A 20,595-nucleotide genomic window follows, 5' to 3' on the forward strand; every position below is an offset into this window, starting at 1 on the left:
CCGCCTTCAGTGTGTGGTCGCCAGCGCCAGCGCTGGTTTGGGCCTGTGGAAAAACTTCTCAAGGTACAAGTATATGACCGGCGTGGTGAACAGCGTCAGCGCCTGGCTCACCAGCAAGCCGCCGACCACCGCAATCCCCAGCGGCTGGCGCAACTCCGCGCCCGGGCCGGAGCCGAGCATCAGCGGTACCGCGCCGAGCAGGGCGGCGAGGGTGGTCATGATGATCGGCCGGAACCGCGTGACGCAGGCTTCATAAATCGCCTCCTCGGGCGGCAGCCCGCGCACGCGCTGGGCGTCCAGGGCAAAGTCGATCATCAGGATGCCATTCTTCTTCACGATACCGATCAGCAACACCAGGCCGATCAGGGCCATGATCGAAAAGTCCTGGCCCAGCAGCCACAGCATGATCAGCGCGCCCAAGCCTGCTGAAGGCAAGGTCGAGATGATCGTCAGCGGGTGCACGAAACTCTCGTACAACACACCCAGAATAATGTAGACCGCCACCAGCGCCGCAAGGATCAGCCAGGGCTGGCTGGCCAGCGAACTCTGGAACGCCTGGGCCGCGCCCTGGAACGTGCCGATCATGGTGGACGGCATGCCGATTTCGTTCTTGGCCTGGTTAAGCATGATCACCGCATCGCCCAACGCCACGCCAGGCGCAAGGTTGAACGACAGGTTGGCGGCCGGGAACATGCCGTCATGGCTGATCGACAAGGGCCCCACGGTGGGCGGGTCGACCTTGGCCAGCGCCGACAGTGGCACCATCTCGTTGGTCAGCGGCGAGCGCAGGTAGAAGTAGTTCAGGCTCTCGGCCTTGCCGCGTTGCTGGGTGTCGAGTTCCAGCACCACTTGGTACTGGTTGATTTCGGTCTGGAACTCGTTGATCTGGCGCTGACCGAAGGCGTCATACAGCGCCTGGTCGACATCGGTGGCGGTCAGGCCGAAGCGCGCGGCGGCCTGGCGGTCGATGCTGATGTGGGTGATGCTGCCGCCCAGTTGCAGGTCGTTGGACAGGTCGCGAAAGGCCGGGTTGGCGCGCAGTTTTTCAGTCAGGCGCTGGGTCCAGGTGTTCAGCGTCGGGCCGTCGTTGCTCTTGAGCACGTATTGGTACTGGGCGCGGCTCGGGCCGGAGCTTAAGTTGATGTCCTGGCCGGCGCGCAGGTACAGCACGATGCCCGGCACCTTGGCCAGTTTCGGGCGGATGCGGTCGATGAACTGGCTGGCGGACACGTCGCGATCACCGCGGTCTTTCAAGGCGATCCAGAAGCGGCCGTTGGCGATGGTCTGGTTGCTGCCGGTCACGCCCACCGAGTGGGAAAACGCTTCCACCGCCGGGTCGGCCTTGACGATCTCGGCCAGGGCTTTGTGCTTGGCGACCATGTCCGGGTACGACACGTCGGCCGCGGCCTCGCTGGTGCCGAGCACGAAGCCGGTGTCCTGCACCGGGAAGAAACCCTTGGGGATAAAGATGTAGCCGACCACGGCCAGGGCCAGGGTCACCATGAAGATCGCCGCCATCGTGCGTTGATGGGCCAACGCGCGACGCAGGTTGCGCGCGTAGCCGGCCAGCAGGCGTTCGCTGAAACCGGGTTTGTCGTGGGCGTGATGGGTGGGCGCGCGCATGAACAGCGCGGCCAGCGTCGGCGCCAGCGTCAGTGACACCACCACCGAAATCAGGATGGTCGAGGTGGCCGTCAGCGCAAACTCCTTGAACAGCCGTCCGACCACGCCGCCCATGAACAGCAGCGGAATAAACGCCGCCACCAGCGAGAAGCTGATCGACACCACCGTAAAGCCAATCTCGCCGGAACCCTTGATCGCCGCTTCGCGTTTATCGAGGCCCGCCTCCAGATGGCGGTGAATGTTCTCCACCACCACGATGGCGTCGTCCACCACAAAGCCCACGGCGATTACGATCGCCACCAGCGTGAGGTTGTTCAGGCTGAAACCCAGTACATACATCAGCGCAAAACTGGCGATCAGCGACACGCCGAGCACGCTGGACACGATCATCGTCGCCGACAATTGACGCAGGAACAGCGCCATCACCGCCACCACCAGCAAGATGGCAATCAGCAACGTCACTTCCACTTCATGCAACGAGGCGCGAATCGTCTTGGTGCGGTCGGTCAACACGCTGACCTGCACCGAGGCCGGCAACATGCCTTCCAGGCGCGGCAGCTCGGCTTGAATGCGGTCCACGGTTTCGACAATGTTGGCGCCGGGCTGGCGCGAAATCACCAGGTTCACGCCGGGCGTGTCGCCCGACCAGGCCTGTACGTAGGCGTTTTCCGAACCGTTGATGACTTTGGCGATATCACGCAGTTGAACCGGTGCGCCGTTCTTGTAGGAAACAATCAACTGGCCGTATTCATCCGGGTGAAACAGCTGGTCGTTGGTCGACAGGGTCGACACGCTGTTCTCCCCGTAAATCGCGCCCTTGGCCAGGTTCAAACTCGATTGCTGAATAGCCAGACGCACATCGGCGAGGGTCAGGCCAATCGCCGCGAGTTTGTCGGGCGAAGCCTGTACGCGAATCGCCGGGCGCTGCTGGCCGGTGATGTTGATCTGGCCGACGCCGTCGATCTGGCTGATCTGACGGGCCAGCAAGGTCTCTACGTAGTCGCTGAGTTCGGTGCTGGGCATGCTGTCGGAACTGACGCTGAGGATCAGCACCGGGCTGTCCGCCGGGTTGACCTTCTTCCAGGTCGGCAGGCTTGGCATATCGCTGGGCAGCTTGCCGGAGGCGGTGTTGATCGCCGCTTGCACTTCCTGCGCGGCGGTATCGATGCTTTTGTTCAGGGTGAATTGCAGCGTCAGCAGGCTGGAGCCCAAGGCGCTGCTGGAGGTCATTTGCGTCATGCCGGGGATGGCACTGAATTGCACCTCCAGCGGGGTGGCCACCGACGATGCCATGGTGTCCGGGCTGGCGCCGGGCAGCTGCGCGGTGACCTGGATCGTCGGAAATTCCGCTTCTGGCAGTGGGGCGACGGCCAAGCGCGGGAAGGCAATCAACCCCAGCAGCACCAAGGCAAAGGTCAGCAGCAGGGTGGCGACCGGGTGGTCGACGCACCAGGCCGACGGCGAACGGCTGCCGCTCATGGCTGCACCTTGGCGTCTACCGTCTGGATGGCTTGTGGCGGCTCCTTGAGCACCTCGACCTGGGCGCCGGCCTTGAGCCGCGACTGGCCGTCGCTGACCAATACATCACCGGCCTGCACGCCCTTGATGATGTTCACGTCGCTGTCCTGATAGGCGATTTGCACCGGCACAATCTCGACCTTGTCACCGTTGACCCGGTACACGAAATGCGCATCCAGGCCGCGCTGCACCACGGTCGGCGGCACCACCAGGGCGTTCTTGTCGAGGGCGGTCTGGATCTTGATGGTCACCAGTTGCCCCGGCCACAGGCGCTGCGAAGCATTCTTGAACTCGGCCTTGGCGCGCAGCGTGCCGGTGGTGGAACTGATCTGGTTGTCGATCAGGCTCAGGTGGCCTTCACCGAGCAAGTCGCCGGTCTGGCCGTCGGTGTCGGCGCCCATGTAGGCATCGACGCTGGCTTGAGTCGGCGATGCGATCAGGCCTTGCAGGGTCGGCAGCATTTGTTGCGGCAGTGAGAACTCCACCGCAATCGGGTCGATTTGCGTCACGGAGAACAATCCCTGGGTATCGCTCATGCGCAGGAAGTTGCCTTCATCCACCGTGCGAATGCCGACGCGACCTGTCACCGGAGAGCGAATCTGGGTGTAGGAAAGCTGTACCTGAGCGGAGTCGATGGCAGCCTGGTTGCCTTGCGCCGTGGCTTTGAGCTGGTTGACCAAGGCTTGTTGCTGGTCGTAGGTCTGTTTTGACACGCCGTCGTCGATGCTCAATTCCTTGTAGCGCTTGAGGTTGACCAATGCCACTTGCAGTTGCGCCTGACTTTCCCCCAGTTGCGCCTTGGCCTGGTCGAGGCTCGCGCGGATTGAGCGGTCATCGATGGTGGCGAGCAGGTCGCCGGTTTTGACCAGTTGGCCTTCCTTGACCAACAACTTGGTGAGGATGCCGTCGATTTGCGGGCGGATCACCACGCTGTGCAACGACAGCACCGAGCCGATGCCGCTGACAAAGCGGGAAATGTCCTGTTGCACGACGCTCACCACCCGCACCGGGATTGCGCTCGGCGCCGCCAGTTTGGTCTTGGCGGGCCGGGTCACGGCCCAGGCTGCAATCGCCACTACCACGAGGACACCCACGGTCAGGGCGGTTTTTCGTTGAATGTGCATGGGGTGAGGCGCCGGGGCAAAGGGGTGGGAAAGTTAAGATGCTTTCTTTATAGCCCGCCGACCCGGTCAGCACGGTGACTGCTAACTGACAGCGCTGTCAGTAAAGGCAGACCATTCGTACAGGCGGTGGTTAAAGATCCGGGGCGCGCAGGTATACTGCGCGCCAGCGCGGCCCGCAAGCCGGCCGCCGCCTCATTTTCTGCATGCCCCGGAGCTTCCATGACTTCCCCGACACAATCCCCTGTTGAAGCGGCCGACCTCGTCGATCCGGCCAGCGCTGAAAGCGTTGAAAAAGCCGAGATCCCGGCGTTCAAGTTTCCGTTCAAGCCGGGTGAACTGGCCGGGGCCAAGAATGCGGCCCAGCCTTGGTACAAAAATGGCGCCAAAAACGGCCATACCAAGTCGCCAGGTATGGCACCGCCGGGCACTCGTCGTTCGATGGGTAAACGCTGAGAGTAATCGGTCACGTATTTGTCGGCATTGCCTTACATCGCTCGCTGACGTTTCTGATTGCAGGTGCACGACCGTTTCTTGAAAGCTTGCACAGCATTTGCTTCGCCCAGGTGGAATGCGCCGGGGCGTGGTGAGGCTGGACTTTCCGGAAAAGGACGTACCTTGTGGTTTCGATACGTGTCTGTGTTGCGCCTGCCTTATCCCTGCTGGTCGCTGTTTTCTGCACACCTGCAACAGCTGACGAACCACGGCGCGAGATCCGTTTCGCGGTCGCCGCGCAATTCCCGCCGTTCCAAAGCCGCAACCAGCACGATCAACTGGTGGGGCTCAATATCGACCTGGGAAACGCGTTGTGCCAGCAACTCGGTGTGCGTTGTACCTGGGTTGATCAGGTGCTGATGGAGAGTTTTCCTGCGCTTGAGGGCCGACGGTTCGATGCGATCATGGGCATGGCGCCCACCTCCAGGCGGCGCCAATGGGTGAACTTCACCGATACGCTGTACCCGTTCACCACTCGGCTGGTAGGGCGCAAGACCTCCGGCCTGATGCCGACACTGCAGTCGCTCAGGGGCAAGCGGGTCGGCGTGCTGCTGGGGAGCAACCGCGAAGCCTTTGCTCGAATCAAGTGGGCGCCAGCGGGCGTCATCATCAAGAGTTTCTGGCTCAATGACGAATTGACGCGCAGCCTGGTGGCCGGCCATATCGATGCGACGCTGCAAGGCACGGTGGAAATCCGCACGGCACTGCTCGACACCGCGCAGGGTCGGGATTTCGACTTCCTGGGTCCTGTTGTGTCGGCCGAACTGCTGGGTGACGGCGCGGCCATCGCGGTGCGCAAACCGGACACCGCCTTGCGCCAGGACCTCAACCGTGCGCTTGAACAACTGCGCCAGAGCGGTGAATACCAGCGCATCGTGCAGCCCTACAATCTGAACGAGCCGCCTTCCGACCAGTGATGGCTGATTAATTGCGCGGAACATGAGCGGGATCAGTGTTCGCCCCATGGGCGCGCTTAGCGTCGACGACCTGCCGACTCCTCCAATAATTACGAGCGCGCTTATGCCACGCCGGTGACCCGGGAAGGGGCGACGGTGGAGTATCAGTCAGTGCGCACCAAGCCGGACCCGCGCGCGATTGATCGCTGACACAGCGCACCCAGCAATCGACCAATGAAGTCCAGCGCGTGATCAACACCCTGCAAGGCGCAGCCCGCGATGCGGTGCAAGCCGTGGCACACAGCAGAGCCAATGCAGCTCAGGCGACGTGGCGGCGCTGGCGCAAGATTTACGTCTGCTTGCGCAGGCGTTCTGGGGCCAACGGCGCTGACGCCAAAAAGCGTCTAGGCTGAATTTGGGAATTCTCCTATGAAACAAACAGGCGTGTCGTAGTTAAAGACCAGTCAGTGCTTGTTAGAACGTCGGGTGCGTTCGGGCCGTGAGTGATAGAGCACGGACGTCTCACACCACTTTTGAACAGGACAGGTCTATGACTACGGCAAAAAGAATATTGGCTCTGGCGCTGATAATGTTGGCCGGGAGCGGATGCGCGGTGGCTCCCCCTCCCGTAAACCCGTGGAGCGAAATTCGCTTCGGGGTCGAGGCGGATGTACCGCCGTTTGAATATCGCAATGAGCAAGGCGAACTCGTCGGATTGGATATCGAGCTGGGCAACGCCTTGTGTGCTGAGCTCAACGCGCGCTGCGTGTGGGTCGATCAGCCTTATGCAACCAACCTTGCCGCGCTTCAGGCCGGGCGTTTTGACGCCATCATGCCGATGACCGCGACGCCGCCACGGCGCGAAACAGTCGACTTCACCCATCCGCTCTATGCCCTTGAAAGCCGATTGGTCGCGCCCACAGGTTCCAGCCTTTTGCCAACCCCCGGTTCGCTCAGAGGCAAACGCGTGGGCGTACTGACGGGCACCAGTCGAGCCGCTTTTGCGCTGGCACGGTGGGCGCCTCAAGGCGTGCAGGTACGTCAATTCAACCTCAATGCCGAGCTGATCAAGGCCTTGAAGGCCGGTGAGTTGGACGCGACCTTGCAAGACACGGTTGAAATCACCCAGGCGTTGCTGAACACCCCTCAAGGCAAAGGGTTTGCCTTCGCGGGGCCGGTGATCAATGACGAGTTGTTGGGCAGCGGCCCGGCCATAGCGGTGCGCAAAACCGACCCGCAATTGACTGCGGCGCTGAACACGGCGCTGCAGCGCTTGAAGGACAGTGGCAAATACGCGGCCATTACCCGGCCTTATCTGGCACCGGCTCCGGCTGAATCCGCAGTGGCCCGGATGATTTACACACCGGCGCAAGGTGGTTTTCCTTACTCGGAGGTGGTGCAGGTTGGGCACACCCTGTATCTCGCAAGCGTGTTGGGCCTGGATGAAAAGGGCAAGCTGGTGCGCGGAGGCATTCGTGCAGAAACCGCCCAGGCCCTGGAAAACTTGCGTGGCACGCTCAAGACAAAAGGCTTGGCGATGGACAGGGTAGCCAAATGCACGGTGATTCTTGCCGATGTCAAAGATTTCGCGGCAATGAACGAGGTGTACGCCAGTTATTTCCCCGCAGGCCGGCTTCCTGCCCGAACCACCTTTGCGGCAGGCAAGTTGCTGTTGAATGCGCGGATCGAAATCGAGTGTATCGCCAGCCTGTAAGCCCTCGCAGGCTGCGGGCCTGAGACGCCCGCAAGGAAATAAACGCGTAGTTGGCCGGCACCTGGGTGGCGATCCTGGCGCCGGCATCCAGTAGATGTTGCAGCGGTTGTCTTCGTCAAGGTTCCGGCAGCGCCCGGCGTCGTAGGCGGCAAAGGTGATCGCCACAAACGCTTCGGTAGTGCCTCTATGCACTGTTCTGGCTCTTGCGAAGCCAGTGCCTGTCAGTCCTCGGGCACCCGGTCGCGCAGCACAAAAACCATGCCCGCGCTTTCATACAGTTGTCGGGCGCGCAGGTTGCTTTCGCGCACCTTGAGGTCGACGTAGGGTTCGCCGCGTTGCTTGAACACCTGAAAGCTGTGCAGCAACAAGGCGCGGCCCAGCCCCTGGCCTTGGGCGCAGGGATGCACGGAAAGGTTCTTGATAAACGCGCTGGTCCAGCACTGGGCTACACCGAGGATGCCCTCGGCGTTGCTGGCCACCAGGCACAGCGTCGGGTCGAACTCGGCATCGGTGACGAACTGCTGGCGCCATTGCTCCAGGCCGGCGACACGGCCGCCGCCCTGGTCCTGGGTCATGCGCAGCACCGCATGAATCGCCGGGGCCAGTTCATCACGGTAATGGCTCAGCCGAGTATCGGCCGGCCACTGCGGGGCGGGCAGGCTGCCGGTCAGGTCGCGACGCAACAGGTGGAAGTATTGCGTCACCGGTTACAAGCCCTTTTGCGCCACGGTCTGGGCGGCAACCACCAGGCACTTGGTCAGTTCGGGCGAAGAGAACTTGGTCAGCACCGCATCGGCACCGGCCAGGCGGGCCTTTTCGCTGTTCATCGCGCTGTCCAAAGAAGTGTGCAGCAGCACGTAAAGCTCCTGGAAATCCGGGGTTTCGCGCAGCGTACGGGTGAGGGCGTAACCGTCCATTTCGGACATTTCGATATCCGAAACCACCACGTTGATCTGCTCGGCCGTGCCTTGCAGCTCCAGCAGCACGTCGATGGCCTCTTTGGCGCTGCGTGCGGTGTGGCAAGTCAAACCGAGATTGCGCAGGGTGTGCACCGATTGCTGCAGGGCGACCTGGCTGTCGTCCACCACCAGAATCCGCGCATTGCCGAGTACTTCGGCCTCTTCCATGGTCAGGTCGGTGGGCGCCGCTTCAACCGGTGCCGGGGCGATGCCGTGGATGACCTTTTCGATATCCAGCACCTGCACCAGCCCGCCTTCGACCTGGGTGACCCCGGTGATAAACGAGCGGTTGCCACCGGAGCCATACGGCGGCGGACGAATGTCGGTGGTCAGGCAATGCACAATCTTGCTCACTGCCTGCACATGCAAGCCCTGCTTGGAACGGCTGACGTCAGTGACGATCAGGCAGCCGCCGTTCGGGTCTTGCAGGGGCATTTCGCCCAGCGCGCGGCTCAGGTCGATCACCGACAGCGACGCACCGCGCAGCGTGGCGATGCCTTTGACGTGAGGGTGAGACTCCGGCAGCTTGGTCAGCGGCGGGCAGGGGATGATTTCGCTGACTTTCAGCAGGTTGATCGCCATCAGCTTGCCGCTGCGCAAGGTAAAGAGCAGAAGCGAGAGTGAATCTGCGCGGGCTTTGGTGGTGGACATAAAAACCTTCTGTGGATCAGGAATGACGATCTATAGAGGGTTATCGACTCGGGCGCGCCAGGCTTTAACCGGATTTATGCAGGGCTGGCGTGTGTGGGAGCGAGCAAGCCCGCTCCCACAGGGGGGATGTGTCAGCCCTTCCAGACCTGTGGGTTCACCAGGTCCTGTGGGCGCTGGCCCAGCAGGGCGCTGCGCAGGTTGTCCAGGGCGCGGTTGGCCATGGCTTCGCGGGTTTCGTGGGTGGCCGAGCCGATGTGCGGCAGGGTTACGGCGTTGCTCAGTTGGAACAGCGGCGACTCGGCCAGCGGCTCCTGCTCATACACATCCAGGCCGGCACCCCGAATCTTCTGGGTTTGCAGGGCGTCGATCAGCGCCGGCTCGTCCACCACCGGGCCACGGGAAATATTGATCAGGATCGCGCTGGATTTCATCAGGCCCAACTCGCGGGTGCTGATCAGGTGGCGGGTCTTGTCGCTCAATGGCACCACCAGGCAGACGAAGTCCGACTCGGCCAGCAATTGGTCGAGGCTGCGGAACTGGGCGCCCAATTCCTGTTCCAGCGCGGTCTTGCGGCTGTTGCCGCTGTACAGGATCGGCATATTGAAGCCCAGGCGTCCACGCCGGGCCACGGCGGCGCCGATGTTGCCCATGCCGACGATGCCGAGGGTTTTGCCGTGTACATCGCAACCGAACAGTGGCGCGCCGACGCTGGCTTTCCACTGGCCGGCCTTGGTCCAGGCGTCCAGTTCGGCCACGCGGCGTGCGCTGCTCATCAGCAGGGCGAAGGCCAGGTCGGCGGTGCTTTCGGTGAGTACGTCGGGGGTGTTGGTGAGCATGATTCCGCGCTCGTTGAAATAGGGCACGTCGTAGTTGTCGTAGCCTACTGACACGCTGGAGACCACCTCCAGCTTGCTTGCGCCTTCGAGCTGTGCGCGGCCGAGCTTGCGGCCTACGCCGATCAAACCGTGGGCGTGGGGCAGGGCCTCGTTGAATTGAGCGTTGATGTCGCCCAGCTTGGGGTTGGGGGCGATGACCTCGAAATCCTGTTGCAGGCGTTCGATCATTTCCGGGGTGACACGGCTGAAGGCGAGGACGGTCTTTTTCATTGCAGGCGGGCTCATCGACTACGGAAGAATGCCAAGCACGCTAACATTCTTGGGGGGAATTGGGGGGAGCTTTTTGGTGTTGTTTGGTGGGTGAGTGAGTACATATCCGTTGCTGCGGTAACGGCGGCTGGTGGTTCCGCTCTTACAGCGGGTCACTTTTGGCAAACGCCCCAAAAGTAACCAAAAGGTCTTTGCCCCACCACTCGGTGCCTCGCCTAGGCTCGGCATTCCCTCACTCCGGCTTGAATCCGTGGGCCGCCGCGACGGGCCATCCATGGCCCAACGCGGCTAACCCGGCGTCCTGCCGGGTTACCCACGGATTCAAGCCTGCGTTCGGCCAGCGTGGTTGACGGGGCCTGTCAGATCACAAGCAAGATCAAAAGCAAAAGCACGGCGGCCTAGTAGCCGACCTGAGTGGTAGAAGCAAAAGCGGATTAAAAGCACAGCAACACACTTCTATCTGATGCACAGAGATCCAAATGTGGGAGCGGGCTTGCTCGCGAATACGGTGGTTCAGTCAGCTCATGTGTCACTGGCACACCGCCTTCGCGAGCAAGCCCGCTCCCACAAGTTGACCGAGTTCAGCTGCCAGCACCGCAGTGCTTTGCTTTTCTGTGGGAGCTGGCTTGCCTGCGATGCAGGCACCTCGGTCTATCAGTGACACCCAGTTGATGCCATCGCAGGCAAGCCAGCTCCCACCTTTGATTGAGTTCAGGTTCCAGAATCAGGTCGGCTGTCAGGCCGCCTCGGTTTTGCTTCTACCACTCAGGTCGGCTACTAGGCCGCCGTGCTCTGCTTTTGATCTTGATCTGCTTTTGATTTTGATCTTAGGCGCCCCGTTAAACCACGCTGGCCGAACGCAGGCTTGAATCCGTGGGTAACCCGGCAGGACGCCGGGTTAGCCGTGTTGGGCCATGGATGGCCCGTCACGGCGGCCCACGGATTCAAGCCGGAGTGAGGGCACACCGAGCCTAAGCGAGGTGCCGAGTGGTGGGGCAAGAGCCTTTTGGTTACTTTTGGGCTCTTTTCAAAAGTGACCCGCCGTAAGGGCGGAACCCCAAAGCGGCCATCACCCAAATAACGGATATGCCCCCAAAGCCCAAAGCCCAAACCCCAGTCAGTTAGCCAACCGCGCCCCGCTAAGGCTCCCACTCAACTCATACGCCACCAATTCCGCCTGATGCGCCGCCAAAATCTCGGGCAACGACCCGCGCAGATATTCAACCCACGTCTTGATCTTCGCATCCAGGTACTGGCGCGACGGGTAGATGGCATACAAGTTCAGCTCTTGCGAACGGTAGTTAGGCATCACCCGCACCAGCGTGCCGTTACGCAACCCCTCGATAGCCGCATACACCGGCAACAAACCCACGCCCATGCCACTGGTGATCGCCGTTTTCATCGCGTCCGCCGAATTGACCAGAAACGGCGACGTATTGATCGCCACACTTTCCTGGCCTTCCGGCCCGTTGAAGGTCCACTTATCCAGCTGGATCACCGGGCTCACCAACCGCAGGCACGCATGGTTGAGCAAATCCTGCGGCCGTTGCGCGCAGCCCTTGGTCTTGACGTAATCCGGCGACGCACACGCGATGCTGTAGGTAATGCCCAGCCGCTGGGACACAAACCCCGAGTCCGGCAATTCACTGGCCAGCACGATCGACACGTCGTAGCCCTCATCGAGCAAGTCCGGCACGCGGTTGGCCAGGGTCAGGTCAAAGGTCACGTCGGGATGCGTACGGCGGTAGCGGGCAATGGCGTCAATCACGAAATGCTGGCCGATACCGGTCATGGTGTGCACTTTCAACTGCCCGGCCGGCCGCGCGTGCGCGTCGCTGGCTTCGGCTTCGGCTTCTTCCACGTAGGCGAGGATCTGCTCGCAACGCAGCAAATAGCGTTTACCGGCTTCGGTGAGTGCGATGCGGCGGGTGGTGCGGTTGAGCAAGCGGGTTTGCAGATGGGCTTCCAGGTTGGAGACCGCGCGCGAGACGTTGGCCGTGGTGGTGTCCAGTTGCACGGCGGCGGCGGTGAAGCTGCCAGCTTCGGCCACGCAACTGAAAGCGCGCATGTTTTGCAAAGTGTCCATGGAGTGTTCTCAGGGGAGATAGCAAATTGTGACAGAAAGTTACGCCGTCCAGTGATCCCTACCAACGGATTATCGCTTGAACGGTAACAAAGATTCACAGGAATGCCAGCTTATCGTTCCCCATGCCGCCCCCTAGAATTGCGCCACCTCTTGCGCAACACCACCTCAGGAATACGCTTGCCGTGCCGCGTCGCATCATCAGAGAGCTGAAGACTCTCAGTGTTTGGGCCTTATCGTTAGCAATCAGCGGCTGCATCGGAACCGGAGGAATCGCCCCCCAAGGCCGGGCCCTCAACGCCAATAACCTGGCCACCGACGAAGCCATCCAGAGCGCCGCCCACGACGCCCACTGGCCCACCACGCAATGGTGGCAAGCCTATGGCGATCCGCAACTCAATCAGTGGGTGCAACTTGCCACGCAAAACAGCCCGAGCCTGGCCATGGCCGCCGCGCGGGTGCGTGAGGCGCGGGCCATGGCCGGCATCGCCGAGTCGGCCGAGTCGTTGCAGATCAACAGTGACACCACCCTCAAACGCCACAACTGGCCGAAGGATCAGTTCTACGGCCCCGGCGAGTTGAGCGGAACAACCACCTGGGACAACAATTCGTCCCTGGGCCTGAGCTATGCCCTCGACCTGTGGGGCCGCGAAAGCAACGCCAGCGAACGCGCTGTCGACCTGGCGCATATGAGTGCCGCCGAAGCGCGCCAGGCCCAGCTCGAATTGCAGAACAACGTGGTGCGCGCCTACATCCAGTTGTCCTTGCAGTACGCCAACCGCGACATCGTCGCCGCCACCCTGGCCCAGCAACAGCAGATTCTCGACCTGGCCAACAAACGCCTGAACGCCGGGATCGGCACGCACTTGGACGTCAGCCAGGCCGAAACGCCGTTGCCGGAGACCCATCGCCAGCTCGATGCGCTCGACGAGGACATCGCCCTGAGCCGCAACCAACTGGCTGCTTTGGCGGGCAAAGGTCCGGGCGAGGGTGCACAACTGCAACGCCCGAGTTTGTCCCTCGCCGCGCCGCTGAAATTGCCGTCGAGCCTGCCGGCGCAATTGCTTGGCCAGCGCCCGGACGTGGTCGCCAGCCGCTGGCAAGTCGCCGCGCAAGCGCGTGGCATCGATGTGGCGCATGCCGGGTTCTATCCCAATGTCGACCTGGTCGGCAGCCTCGGCTACATGGCCACCGGCGGCGGCCTGCTGGAATTTCTGGCGGGCAAGAAATTCAACTACAACGTCGGCCCGGCGATCACCTTGCCGATCTTCGACGGCGGTCGTTTGCGTGGGCAACTGGGCGAAGCCAGCGCCGGTTATGACCTGGCCGTGGCCAAGTACAACCAGACGCTGGTCAACGCGCTCAAGGGCATCAGCGACCAGTTGATCCGCCGCGAATCGATGGACAAGCAGGCGTCCTTCGCCGCGCAGTCCGTGGCCTCTGCGCAGAAAACCTACGACATCGCGATGATCGCCTACCAGCGCGGCCTCACCGATTACCTCAACGTGCTGAACGCCCAGACCTTGCTGTTCCACCAGCAGCAAATCGAACAACAGGTGCAAGCCGCACGCCTGAGTGCCCACGCCGAACTGGTCACCGCCCTGGGCGGCGGGCTCGGCGCCGGCAACGATGTGCCGCCAGACACCAAGACCCTCCCGAGCAAGACCCCGACGGCGCTTGCCGTGTTTGATCACTGAGTAGGATTTGATGACACCCTTGCCTGCACCGCTGCGCTGGTTGCACTCCCTGGAGTGGCGCCGTGGTTTTTTCGACTGGGCACGCAGCGATGGCGTGACCTGGGTCTATATCTTCAAGGTGCTGATCGCCGCGTTCCTCACGCTGTGGCTGGCGATGCGCCTGGAACTGCCGCAACCGCGCACCGCGATGATCACCGTGTTTATCGTGATGCAACCGCAGAGCGGCCAGGTCTTCGCCAAGAGTTTTTACCGCTTCCTGGGCACCCTGACGGGGTCGGCGGTGATGGTCTTGTTGATCGCCTTGTTTGCGCAGAACACCGAATTGTTCCTCGGCGCGTTGGCGATCTGGGTGGGCATTTGCACGGCCGGTGCGACGCGTAATCGCAACTTTCGCGCCTATGGGTTTGTGCTGGCGGGCTACACCGCGGCGATGGTCGGTTTGCCCGCCCTGGCCCACCCGGACGGCGCCTTTATGGCGGCGGTGTGGCGGGTGCTGGAAATCTCTTTGGGGATACTGTGCTCGACGTTGGTCAGCGCCGCGATCCTGCCACAAACCAGCAGCGCCGCGATGCGCAACGCCTTGTACCAGCGCTTTGGCGTGTTCGCGCTGTTTGTCACCGACGGCCTGCGTGGGCGCAGCCAGCGTGAAGGGTTCGAGGCCAGCAATGTGCGCTTTATCGCCGAGGCCGTGGGCCTGGAAGGGCTGCGCAGCGTCACCGTATTTGAAGACCCGCACATGCGGCGGCGCAATGGCCGGTTGAGTCGCCTCAACAGCGAATTCATGAGCATCACCACGCGCTTCAACGCCTTGCACCAGTTGCTTGAGCGGCTGCGCACGGATGCAGCCGATCACGTCGCCGCGGCAATCAAGCCCGGCCTGCAAGACCTGGCGGAAGTTCTTGACGGTTTCTCTGGCCGTGCGCTCACCAGCCCCGATGCGGCGCGCCTGGTCAATCAATTGAGCGCCTACAAGGATGGACTGCCCGCCAAGGTGCGCAGCCTGCGTGCGAATTTTCAGCAAGGCAATCCGAGTGAAGCCGAGCAGCTGGATTTTCATACCGCCTACGAGCTGCTATACCGCTTTGTCGATGACCTGCACAACTACGCGCAGACCCACGCATCACTGGCCGATCACAGCCATGAGCGCGAGCGATGGAGCGAAGCCTACACGCCGAAAACCAACTGGCTGGCCTGCGCCGCTTCGGGGATTCGCGCGTCCTTTATCCTGATCGTGCTGGGCAGTTACTGGGTGGCCACCGCCTGGCCCAGCGGCGCGACCATGACCCTGATCGCCGCCGCCACCGTCGGCCTGTCCGCCGCCACGCCCAACCCGAAACGCATGGCCTTCCAGATGGCTTGCGGCACCTTGATCGGCGCGTTGGTGGGCTTTGTCGAAATGTTCTTTGTGTTCCCGTGGATCGACGGCTTCCCGCTGCTGTGCGTGATGCTTGCGCCGGTGATTATCTTTGGCTCGTTCCTCGCCTCCCGCCCGCGATACGCCGGCGTCGGCGTGGGCTTGCTGATCTTTTTCAGCACCGGCTCGGTGCCGGACAACCTGACGGTCTACAACCCTTACAGCTTTATCAATGACTACATCGCCATGGTCATTGGCATGCTGGTGTGCGCGGCGGCTGGCGCGATTATCCTGCCGCCGAACAGCCGCTGGTTGTGGCGCCGCCTGGAGCAGGACCTGCGCGAGCAGGTGGTGCACGCGATCAGCGGCAAGCTCAAGGGCCTGGCGTCGAGTTTTGAAAGCCGCACCCGCGACCTGCTGCACCAGGCCTACGGCCTCGCCGTCGGCCAGCCGCACGTGCAACGCGACTTGCTGCGCTGGATGTTCGTGGTGCTGGAAGTCGGCCACGCGATCATCGAGTTGCGCAAGGAACAGGCGATATTGCCGGTGCACCCGGCCTATGCCGAGTCGCAACCCTGGCGCCAGGCGATCCGCGTGATGGGCCGCTCGCTGGTGCGGCTGTTCCTGCAACCGAGCGCCAGCAACCTGGAGCGCGGGTTGATTGCCGTCGACCATGCGATCAGCCGCGTGCAGGCCACCGATGAACCCTTCGCCCCGCACTTCGACACCTCGGCGTTGCGCCGGGTGAAAAGCTACCTGCACTTTATCCGCACGTCGTTGCTGGACCCGCAATCGCCCCTGGCTGCCCTCAAAGGATCCCCGAATGCCTCGTGAAATCGCATTCCACGGCGTCTACATGCCGACCATGACCCTGATGTTTTTTATCGCCGCAGGGCTGGCCTGGGCCTTGGACCGCTTCCTGGCCGGGTTCGACCTGTACCGTTTTTTCTGGCACCCGGCGTTGCTGCGCCTGAGCCTGTTCGTTTGCTTGTTCGGCGCCCTGGCGCTGACCGTCTACCGTTGAGAATGCCCCGATGAAAAAGTTTTTCAGCCTGCTCGCGACCTTGCTGGTACTGGCTTTGGCGATCTGGATTGGCCGCACGCTGTGGGTGCACTACATGGAAACGCCGTGGACCCGCGACGGTCGCGTGCGCGCCGACATCATCAACGTGGCGGCCGACGTCACCGGCGAAGTGGTCGACGTACCGGTGCGTGACAACCAGTTGGTGAAAAAGGGCGACCTGCTGATGCAGATCGACCCCGAGCACTACCGCATCGCGGTCAAGCAGGCGCAATCGCTGGTAGCCTCGCGCAAGGCCACTTGGGAGATGCGCAAGGTCAACGCTCACCGCCGCGCCGACCTCGACGCCCTGGTGATCTCCAAGGAAAACCGCGACGACGCGAGCAACATCGCCGACTCGGCCCTGGCCGATTACCAGCACGCGCTGGCGCAGTTGGAAGCGGCTGAGCTGAATTTGAAACGCACTCAAGTGGTGGCGGCGGTGGACGGCTACGTCACCAACCTTAATGTGCACCGGGGCGACTACGCGCGCATCGGTGAGGCGAAGATGGCGGTGGTCGATATGAATTCGTTCTGGGTGTATGGCTTCTTTGAAGAAACCAAGTTGCCCCACGTCAAAGTCGGTGACAAAGCCGATATGCAATTGATGAGCGGCGAGACGCTCAAGGGCCATGTGGAAAGCATCTCGCGCGGCATCTACGACCGCGACAACCCCGAGAGCCGCGAACTGATCGCCGATGTGAACCCGACCTTCAATTGGGTGCGCCTGGCCCAGCGCGTGCCGGTGCGCATTCACATTGATGAAGTGCCGGAGGGCGTGCTGTTGGCGGCGGGCATCACTTGCACGGTGATCGTCAACCCAACACAACACTAAATGTGGCAACTGGCTTGTGTGGGAGCTGGCTTGCCTGCGATGCCGTACTGTCAGTTGAAGTATGTATGGCTGACCCACCGCTATCGCAGGCAAGCCAGCTCCCACAGTTTGGACGGTGTTAAGCCTTGATAAAGGTTTCGTGCAGATGGCGCCACAGCAACGCCCCGCTGGCCTGCTTCTCGAACACCACGGTGGCGCGTCGATCAGTCTGTGTGCCGCTGTCATCAACCTGATTTTCGCGGTAAGTCACCGTGGCGCCGCGTGCATGGCGGTCGATCCCGGTCATCTCGCTCAAGGTGATTTTCAAGCCTGGGCGCATACCGCCAAGGCGCGTGAACAGTGCTTTCACCCCGGCCGCATTTACCCGCGTACCGGTGGCGGGTGCGACCATGCTGAACTCGGGTGAGAAGCGCGCCAGCAAGGTTTCCAGTGTGCCTTCAGGCGCAACGCCGGCAAACCATTGCTCGATCTCGACGTGGGTCTGGATCACTTCCTCAAAAAAATCGCTGTAATCAATCATGGCTGGGCTCGTTGGCTGGGTGAAGCAGTGTCCGTACTCTGGAAGCGTCCAGGCGCAGCACTGCAAAAAGGGGCAGCAGTGTCAGGGCTGCCGCTATCGTGAAGGTTATGGCGAAGGAATCCAAGGCCGACAACAGCGCACTGAGTGCCGCTGCGCCGAGGCAAAAGCTCACTTGCCGATTGATATTCCACAGGGCGCTGGCATGGCCCATGCGTTCAGCGGGTATATCGAGAAACGCCAGCGTCTGCGCGGTGCTGCTGCACAAGCTGCCCCCCAGGCCCATCAAGGCATAGGCCGCAATCACCCAGGCGGGTTGGTTGAGCAACAGGATGCCGCTGCATTGCAACGCCATGCCCGCCAGCAGCAAGGGTTTGGGGCCGCAGCGGTTAAACAGTTTTTTGCTCAGGAAAATCGCCAGCGCCGAGGCCAGTGCCCACGGCAGCATCAGCGCGCCGGTCTGCGTGGCGTCATAGCCCAGGCCGCGCAAGTAAAGGATGGCGATCAGGCTGGTGCCGATAAAGACGCCGGGGATGAACAGATAGACCAACATCGCCACGCGCAGCATCGGGCTACGGATCTGCTTGAAGATGCTGCCCACGTCCAGGGCCGGGCGCACCGTGGCAGGCGCGTCAGGTTTTATCCACAGCAGTGCCAGCAGCAGCGTGAGCAACGCCAGCGGCAGGTTGGCATAGAAGATCCAGCGCCACGACAGGCTGTCGACGATCAACCCGCCCAGGGCCGGCGACAGCGCCGGCACCAGCAGCGCCACCGACATCACCCGCGCCGTCAACTGACTGCGTTCTGCCGCTGGAAAATACCGGTAGGCCAGGGCCTGGCCCACGGGAATCAGCAGTCCGCCGCCCAAGCCTTGCAGCGCCCGCCAGCCAATCAGGGTTTCGATAGAACTCGCCTGGCCGACCATCAGCGAGGCCCCCGCAAATAACAGCAGGCTCGCCGCGATCAGCGTTCGCTCGCCCATCAGTGCCGCCAGCCACACGCTCAGGGGAATGATCACGGTCAGCCCAAGCATGTAGGCATTGCTGATCCAGGCCAATTGTGTGACCGAGGCGTGCAACTCGCGGGCGATGTCCGGGTAGGCGACCGTGGCGACAAACATGTTCACCAGGTCCAGGGCAAAGCCGAATAAAAAGATCCAGGCGACTTTCGAGCGGTAGGTCATGGACGCGATCCTGCGAATGAAGCGCGCAGGGTAGGCCGCCAGCAGGGTTTGGGCTACGCCGGTTTGCCTGCTAGTTTGTCAAAAATATTTTGACAAAGGAGGGCGCGGCCGATGGTCAGCCTGGACCGATTCGACACCTTCAAGGCTGTGGTAGAAGCCGGTTCGCTTACCGCTGCGGCCGATTTGCTGGGCCAGACCCGCGCCGTGGTCAGCTTCAACCTCAAGCGCCTGGAAGCAGAGCTGGGCGTGACCCTGCTGACCCGCAATACCCGCCAACTGGCGCTGACCGATGCCGGCGAGCGTTTTTATCTGCGCTGCACACGCATGCTTGAAGAAGCGCGCCTGGCGGTGGAAGAGGCGCGCTCCGAACATGCCCAGCTCAAAGGCACGTTGCGCATCACCACCACAGTCGAATACGCGCTGGCGGTGGTTGCCCCTGCAATCGAGGCCTTTCGGCGCTTGCACCCGGACCTGAACATTCACTTATCCACCTCCTCGACCCACGCCGATTTGATCTCCGAACGCTTTGATGTGGCGATTCGACTGGGACGTCTGCTCGACTCCAATCACCGTGCGGTGCAGTTGTCGACCTTTGAGGTGTTTGCAGTGGCAGCGCCCGAGTTTGCCGAGGTTCAAACACTGGATGCGTTGGAACAGGTACCCAAGCTGGGCCATGGCCGTTTGACCGAACTGAGCCTGACCGACCCGGCCGGCGGCGAGCATCAATACCGTGCCGGCCCGACTGCGCTGGTGGCCGACAGTGCGGCCGTGCTTCAGGCGTTTGCCGTGCGCGGCCTCGGCGTGGCGGTGCTGCCGCAATGGTTGGTGCAGGATGACCTGGCGGCGGGGCGCTTGGTGCGCTTGTTGGCGGACCATCGTTTTGCGCCACAGGGGATCTACGCGATGTACCCGGACACCCGGCATTTGCCGCTGAAGGTGCGGGCGTTTATTGATTTCATGAAAGGCTAAAGCGAGCCCGACAGGCCGAAGCGCTTCTTCAACACTTTTTCCAACAGGGCCTTGGGCACCAAGGCCGCCATCAGTGGCAGCGCCCGGCAGCCATTGCCCGCGCGCAGCAGGCGTGGCGGCGTTGGCTGTTGCACGGCCTTTAATACCTGCGCCGCGAATTGCTCGGCCGAGGTCGGGTTGTTCTGCGAGGCCTGGGAGCGCGCGCGAATGCCTTCGCGCAACGGCCACCATGGTGACTTTTCGTTGATCAACAGCTCGGCCTGGGCGCCGGCGTTTTTCGCAAAATGCGTGTCGATAGCGCCCGGCTGCACTTCCATCACGCGCACACCAAATGGCGCCAGCTCCATGCGCAGTGCGTCGCTCAACGCGTGCACCGCCGCCTTCGAGGCGCAGTAGGCGCCGGCAAACGGTGTCACCAATACGCCGGAGACGCTGCCGATGTTCACCACCAGGCCTTTGGCTCGACGCAGGGCAGGAAACAGCGCCTGGGTCACGCCGACGATGGAAAACACATTGGTTTCGAACTGGCGTTGCATGGCCTCGGTGCCGCCGTCGAGCAGCGGGCCCATGGCGCCGTAGCCGGCATTGTTGATCAGCACGTCCAGCCCGCCGATCTGTTCGGCGAGCGCCTTGAGCGCCATGGCGTCGTTGACGTCCAGTTGCACGGCCTTGAAACCGGCGGCAGCCAGGGCGCTCACATCATCAGGCTGGCGGGCGCTGGCCCACACTTCATGGCCTGCGGTTTTGAAGGAATCGGCCAGGGCGCGACCGATGCCGCTGGAGCAGCCGGTGATCAGTACATTGGGCATGAATC

General features: G+C 62.2%; 17 protein-coding genes and 1 pseudogene. 8 read left to right on the forward strand and 10 right to left on the reverse strand.

Annotated elements, in window-relative coordinates:
* Positions 1 to 6 precede the first annotated feature (6 nt).
* Entirely contained in the window at positions 7 to 3,102 is a 3,096-nt protein-coding gene (locus ABWL43_RS04885) for a multidrug efflux RND transporter permease subunit (RefSeq protein ID WP_106579554.1), read from the reverse strand.
* On the reverse strand, positions 3,099 to 4,265 hold the full coding sequence (locus ABWL43_RS04890; RefSeq protein ID WP_404486968.1) for an efflux RND transporter periplasmic adaptor subunit: 1,167 nt from the start codon (positions 4,263 to 4,265) through the stop codon (positions 3,099 to 3,101). The genes ABWL43_RS04885 and ABWL43_RS04890 overlap by 4 nt, the downstream gene beginning before the upstream one ends.
* 219 nt (positions 4,266 to 4,484) lie before the next feature.
* Here ABWL43_RS04890 and ABWL43_RS04895 point away from each other — a divergent pair, with 219 nt between their 5' ends.
* From ABWL43_RS04895 to ABWL43_RS04905, 3 genes are all read left to right on the forward strand, one after another.
* Positions 4,485 to 4,718, forward strand: coding sequence for a hypothetical protein (locus ABWL43_RS04895; RefSeq protein ID WP_106579552.1), 234 nt, complete (start codon positions 4,485 to 4,487; stop codon positions 4,716 to 4,718).
* Positions 4,719 to 4,882: 164 nt separating this feature from the next.
* Positions 4,883 to 5,674 carry a transporter substrate-binding domain-containing protein gene (locus tag ABWL43_RS04900; RefSeq protein WP_404486970.1) on the forward strand — a complete coding sequence of 264 codons (792 nt, stop codon included), beginning with the start codon at positions 4,883 to 4,885 and terminating at the stop codon, positions 5,672 to 5,674.
* Between the two features lie 529 nt (positions 5,675 to 6,203).
* Positions 6,204 to 7,367, forward strand: a complete 1,164-nt coding sequence (locus ABWL43_RS04905; RefSeq protein ID WP_404488369.1) for a transporter substrate-binding domain-containing protein — start codon at positions 6,204 to 6,206, stop codon at positions 7,365 to 7,367.
* Between the two features lie 90 nt (positions 7,368 to 7,457).
* Here ABWL43_RS04905 and ABWL43_RS04910 read toward each other — a convergent pair.
* The 5 genes and pseudogenes from ABWL43_RS04910 to ABWL43_RS04930 all read right to left on the reverse strand — a co-directional run.
* A pseudogene (locus ABWL43_RS04910) lies at positions 7,458 to 7,553 on the reverse strand (YkgJ family cysteine cluster protein); the annotation flags it as partial.
* Between the two features lie 35 nt (positions 7,554 to 7,588).
* Positions 7,589 to 8,071, reverse strand: coding sequence for an N-acetyltransferase (locus ABWL43_RS04915; protein ID WP_262206488.1), 483 nt, complete (start codon positions 8,069 to 8,071; stop codon positions 7,589 to 7,591).
* 3 nt (positions 8,072 to 8,074) lie between these two features.
* Positions 8,075 to 8,977 carry a chemotaxis protein CheV gene (locus ABWL43_RS04920; RefSeq protein WP_145166225.1) on the reverse strand — a complete coding sequence of 301 codons (903 nt, stop codon included), beginning with the start codon at positions 8,975 to 8,977 and terminating at the stop codon, positions 8,075 to 8,077.
* Between the two features lie 131 nt (positions 8,978 to 9,108).
* Positions 9,109 to 10,083: a D-glycerate dehydrogenase gene (locus ABWL43_RS04925; RefSeq protein WP_262206489.1), complete on the reverse strand. Its 975-nt coding sequence runs from the start codon at positions 10,081 to 10,083 to the stop codon at positions 9,109 to 9,111.
* 1,117 nt (positions 10,084 to 11,200) lie between these two features.
* Positions 11,201 to 12,169, reverse strand: a complete 969-nt coding sequence (locus ABWL43_RS04930) for a LysR family transcriptional regulator (protein ID WP_122719937.1) — start codon at positions 12,167 to 12,169, stop codon at positions 11,201 to 11,203.
* Positions 12,170 to 12,351: 182 nt separating this feature from the next.
* Between ABWL43_RS04930 and ABWL43_RS04935 the strand changes: the two genes are divergently transcribed.
* From ABWL43_RS04935 to ABWL43_RS04950, 4 genes are read left to right on the forward strand one after another with little or no spacing between them, the layout of a single operon-like run.
* Positions 12,352 to 13,863 (forward strand): efflux transporter outer membrane subunit, encoded by a 1,512-nt coding sequence (locus tag ABWL43_RS04935; protein WP_404486973.1) that lies wholly within the window; start codon positions 12,352 to 12,354, stop codon positions 13,861 to 13,863.
* 10 nt (positions 13,864 to 13,873) lie between these two features.
* Positions 13,874 to 16,051, forward strand: coding sequence for an FUSC family protein (locus tag ABWL43_RS04940; protein WP_404486975.1), 2,178 nt, complete (start codon positions 13,874 to 13,876; stop codon positions 16,049 to 16,051).
* Positions 16,041 to 16,241 carry a DUF1656 domain-containing protein gene (locus tag ABWL43_RS04945; protein WP_119738415.1) on the forward strand — a complete coding sequence of 67 codons (201 nt, stop codon included), beginning with the start codon at positions 16,041 to 16,043 and terminating at the stop codon, positions 16,239 to 16,241. The genes ABWL43_RS04940 and ABWL43_RS04945 overlap by 11 nt, the downstream gene beginning before the upstream one ends.
* Positions 16,242 to 16,251: 10 nt before the next feature.
* Positions 16,252 to 17,112 (forward strand): efflux RND transporter periplasmic adaptor subunit, encoded by an 861-nt coding sequence (locus ABWL43_RS04950; protein WP_404486977.1) that lies wholly within the window; start codon positions 16,252 to 16,254, stop codon positions 17,110 to 17,112.
* 118 nt (positions 17,113 to 17,230) lie between these two features.
* Here ABWL43_RS04950 and ABWL43_RS04955 read toward each other — a convergent pair whose 3' ends face one another.
* A complete protein-coding gene (locus ABWL43_RS04955; protein ID WP_404486979.1) occupies positions 17,231 to 17,632 on the reverse strand; it encodes a DUF4440 domain-containing protein in 402 nt (133 codons plus the stop codon).
* Complete coding sequence (locus tag ABWL43_RS04960) at positions 17,625 to 18,812, reverse strand: MFS transporter (protein WP_404486981.1); 1,188 nt, start codon at positions 18,810 to 18,812, stop codon at positions 17,625 to 17,627. Before ABWL43_RS04960 ends, ABWL43_RS04955 begins: the two co-directional genes overlap by 8 nt.
* Before the next feature lie 111 nt (positions 18,813 to 18,923).
* On the opposite strand from ABWL43_RS04960, the gene ABWL43_RS04965 reads away from it, so the two are divergent.
* Entirely contained in the window at positions 18,924 to 19,781 is an 858-nt protein-coding gene (locus tag ABWL43_RS04965; protein WP_145161257.1) for a LysR family transcriptional regulator, read from the forward strand.
* On the opposite strand, the gene ABWL43_RS04970 is transcribed toward ABWL43_RS04965, so the two are convergent.
* Entirely contained in the window at positions 19,778 to 20,590 is an 813-nt protein-coding gene (locus tag ABWL43_RS04970; protein ID WP_404486983.1) for an SDR family oxidoreductase, read from the reverse strand. The two genes, ABWL43_RS04965 and ABWL43_RS04970, sit on opposite strands and share 4 nt — an antisense overlap.
* Between the last annotated feature and the right edge of the window lie 5 nt (positions 20,591 to 20,595).

The sequence above is a fragment of the Pseudomonas sp. HT11 genome (assembly GCF_044875395.1).
Lineage (GTDB): Bacteria > Pseudomonadota > Gammaproteobacteria > Pseudomonadales > Pseudomonadaceae > Aquipseudomonas.

What these genes read in the sequence shown, in the direction of transcription:
- ABWL43_RS04920 (WP_145166225.1), bottom strand. Translation starts at nt 8,977, where the DNA reads ATGTCCACCACCAAAGCCCGCGCAGATTCACTCTCGCTTCTGCTCTTT.
- ABWL43_RS04940 (WP_404486975.1), top strand. Translation starts at nt 13,874, where the DNA reads ATGACACCCTTGCCTGCACCGCTGCGCTGGTTGCACTCCCTGGAGTGG.
- ABWL43_RS04905 (WP_404488369.1), top strand. Translation starts at nt 6,204, where the DNA reads ATGACTACGGCAAAAAGAATATTGGCTCTGGCGCTGATAATGTTGGCC.
- ABWL43_RS04895 (WP_106579552.1), top strand. Translation starts at nt 4,485, where the DNA reads ATGACTTCCCCGACACAATCCCCTGTTGAAGCGGCCGACCTCGTCGAT.
- ABWL43_RS04890 (WP_404486968.1), bottom strand. Translation starts at nt 4,265, where the DNA reads ATGCACATTCAACGAAAAACCGCCCTGACCGTGGGTGTCCTCGTGGTA.
- ABWL43_RS04930 (WP_122719937.1), bottom strand. Translation starts at nt 12,169, where the DNA reads ATGGACACTTTGCAAAACATGCGCGCTTTCAGTTGCGTGGCCGAAGCT.
- ABWL43_RS04925 (WP_262206489.1), bottom strand. Translation starts at nt 10,083, where the DNA reads ATGAAAAAGACCGTCCTCGCCTTCAGCCGTGTCACCCCGGAAATGATC.
- ABWL43_RS04945 (WP_119738415.1), top strand. Translation starts at nt 16,041, where the DNA reads ATGCCTCGTGAAATCGCATTCCACGGCGTCTACATGCCGACCATGACC.
- ABWL43_RS04965 (WP_145161257.1), top strand. Translation starts at nt 18,924, where the DNA reads ATGGTCAGCCTGGACCGATTCGACACCTTCAAGGCTGTGGTAGAAGCC.
- ABWL43_RS04960 (WP_404486981.1), bottom strand. Translation starts at nt 18,812, where the DNA reads ATGACCTACCGCTCGAAAGTCGCCTGGATCTTTTTATTCGGCTTTGCC.
- ABWL43_RS04950 (WP_404486977.1), top strand. Translation starts at nt 16,252, where the DNA reads ATGAAAAAGTTTTTCAGCCTGCTCGCGACCTTGCTGGTACTGGCTTTG.
- ABWL43_RS04970 (WP_404486983.1), bottom strand. Translation starts at nt 20,590, where the DNA reads ATGCCCAATGTACTGATCACCGGCTGCTCCAGCGGCATCGGTCGCGCC.
- ABWL43_RS04955 (WP_404486979.1), bottom strand. Translation starts at nt 17,632, where the DNA reads ATGATTGATTACAGCGATTTTTTTGAGGAAGTGATCCAGACCCACGTC.
- ABWL43_RS04885 (WP_106579554.1), bottom strand. Translation starts at nt 3,102, where the DNA reads ATGAGCGGCAGCCGTTCGCCGTCGGCCTGGTGCGTCGACCACCCGGTC.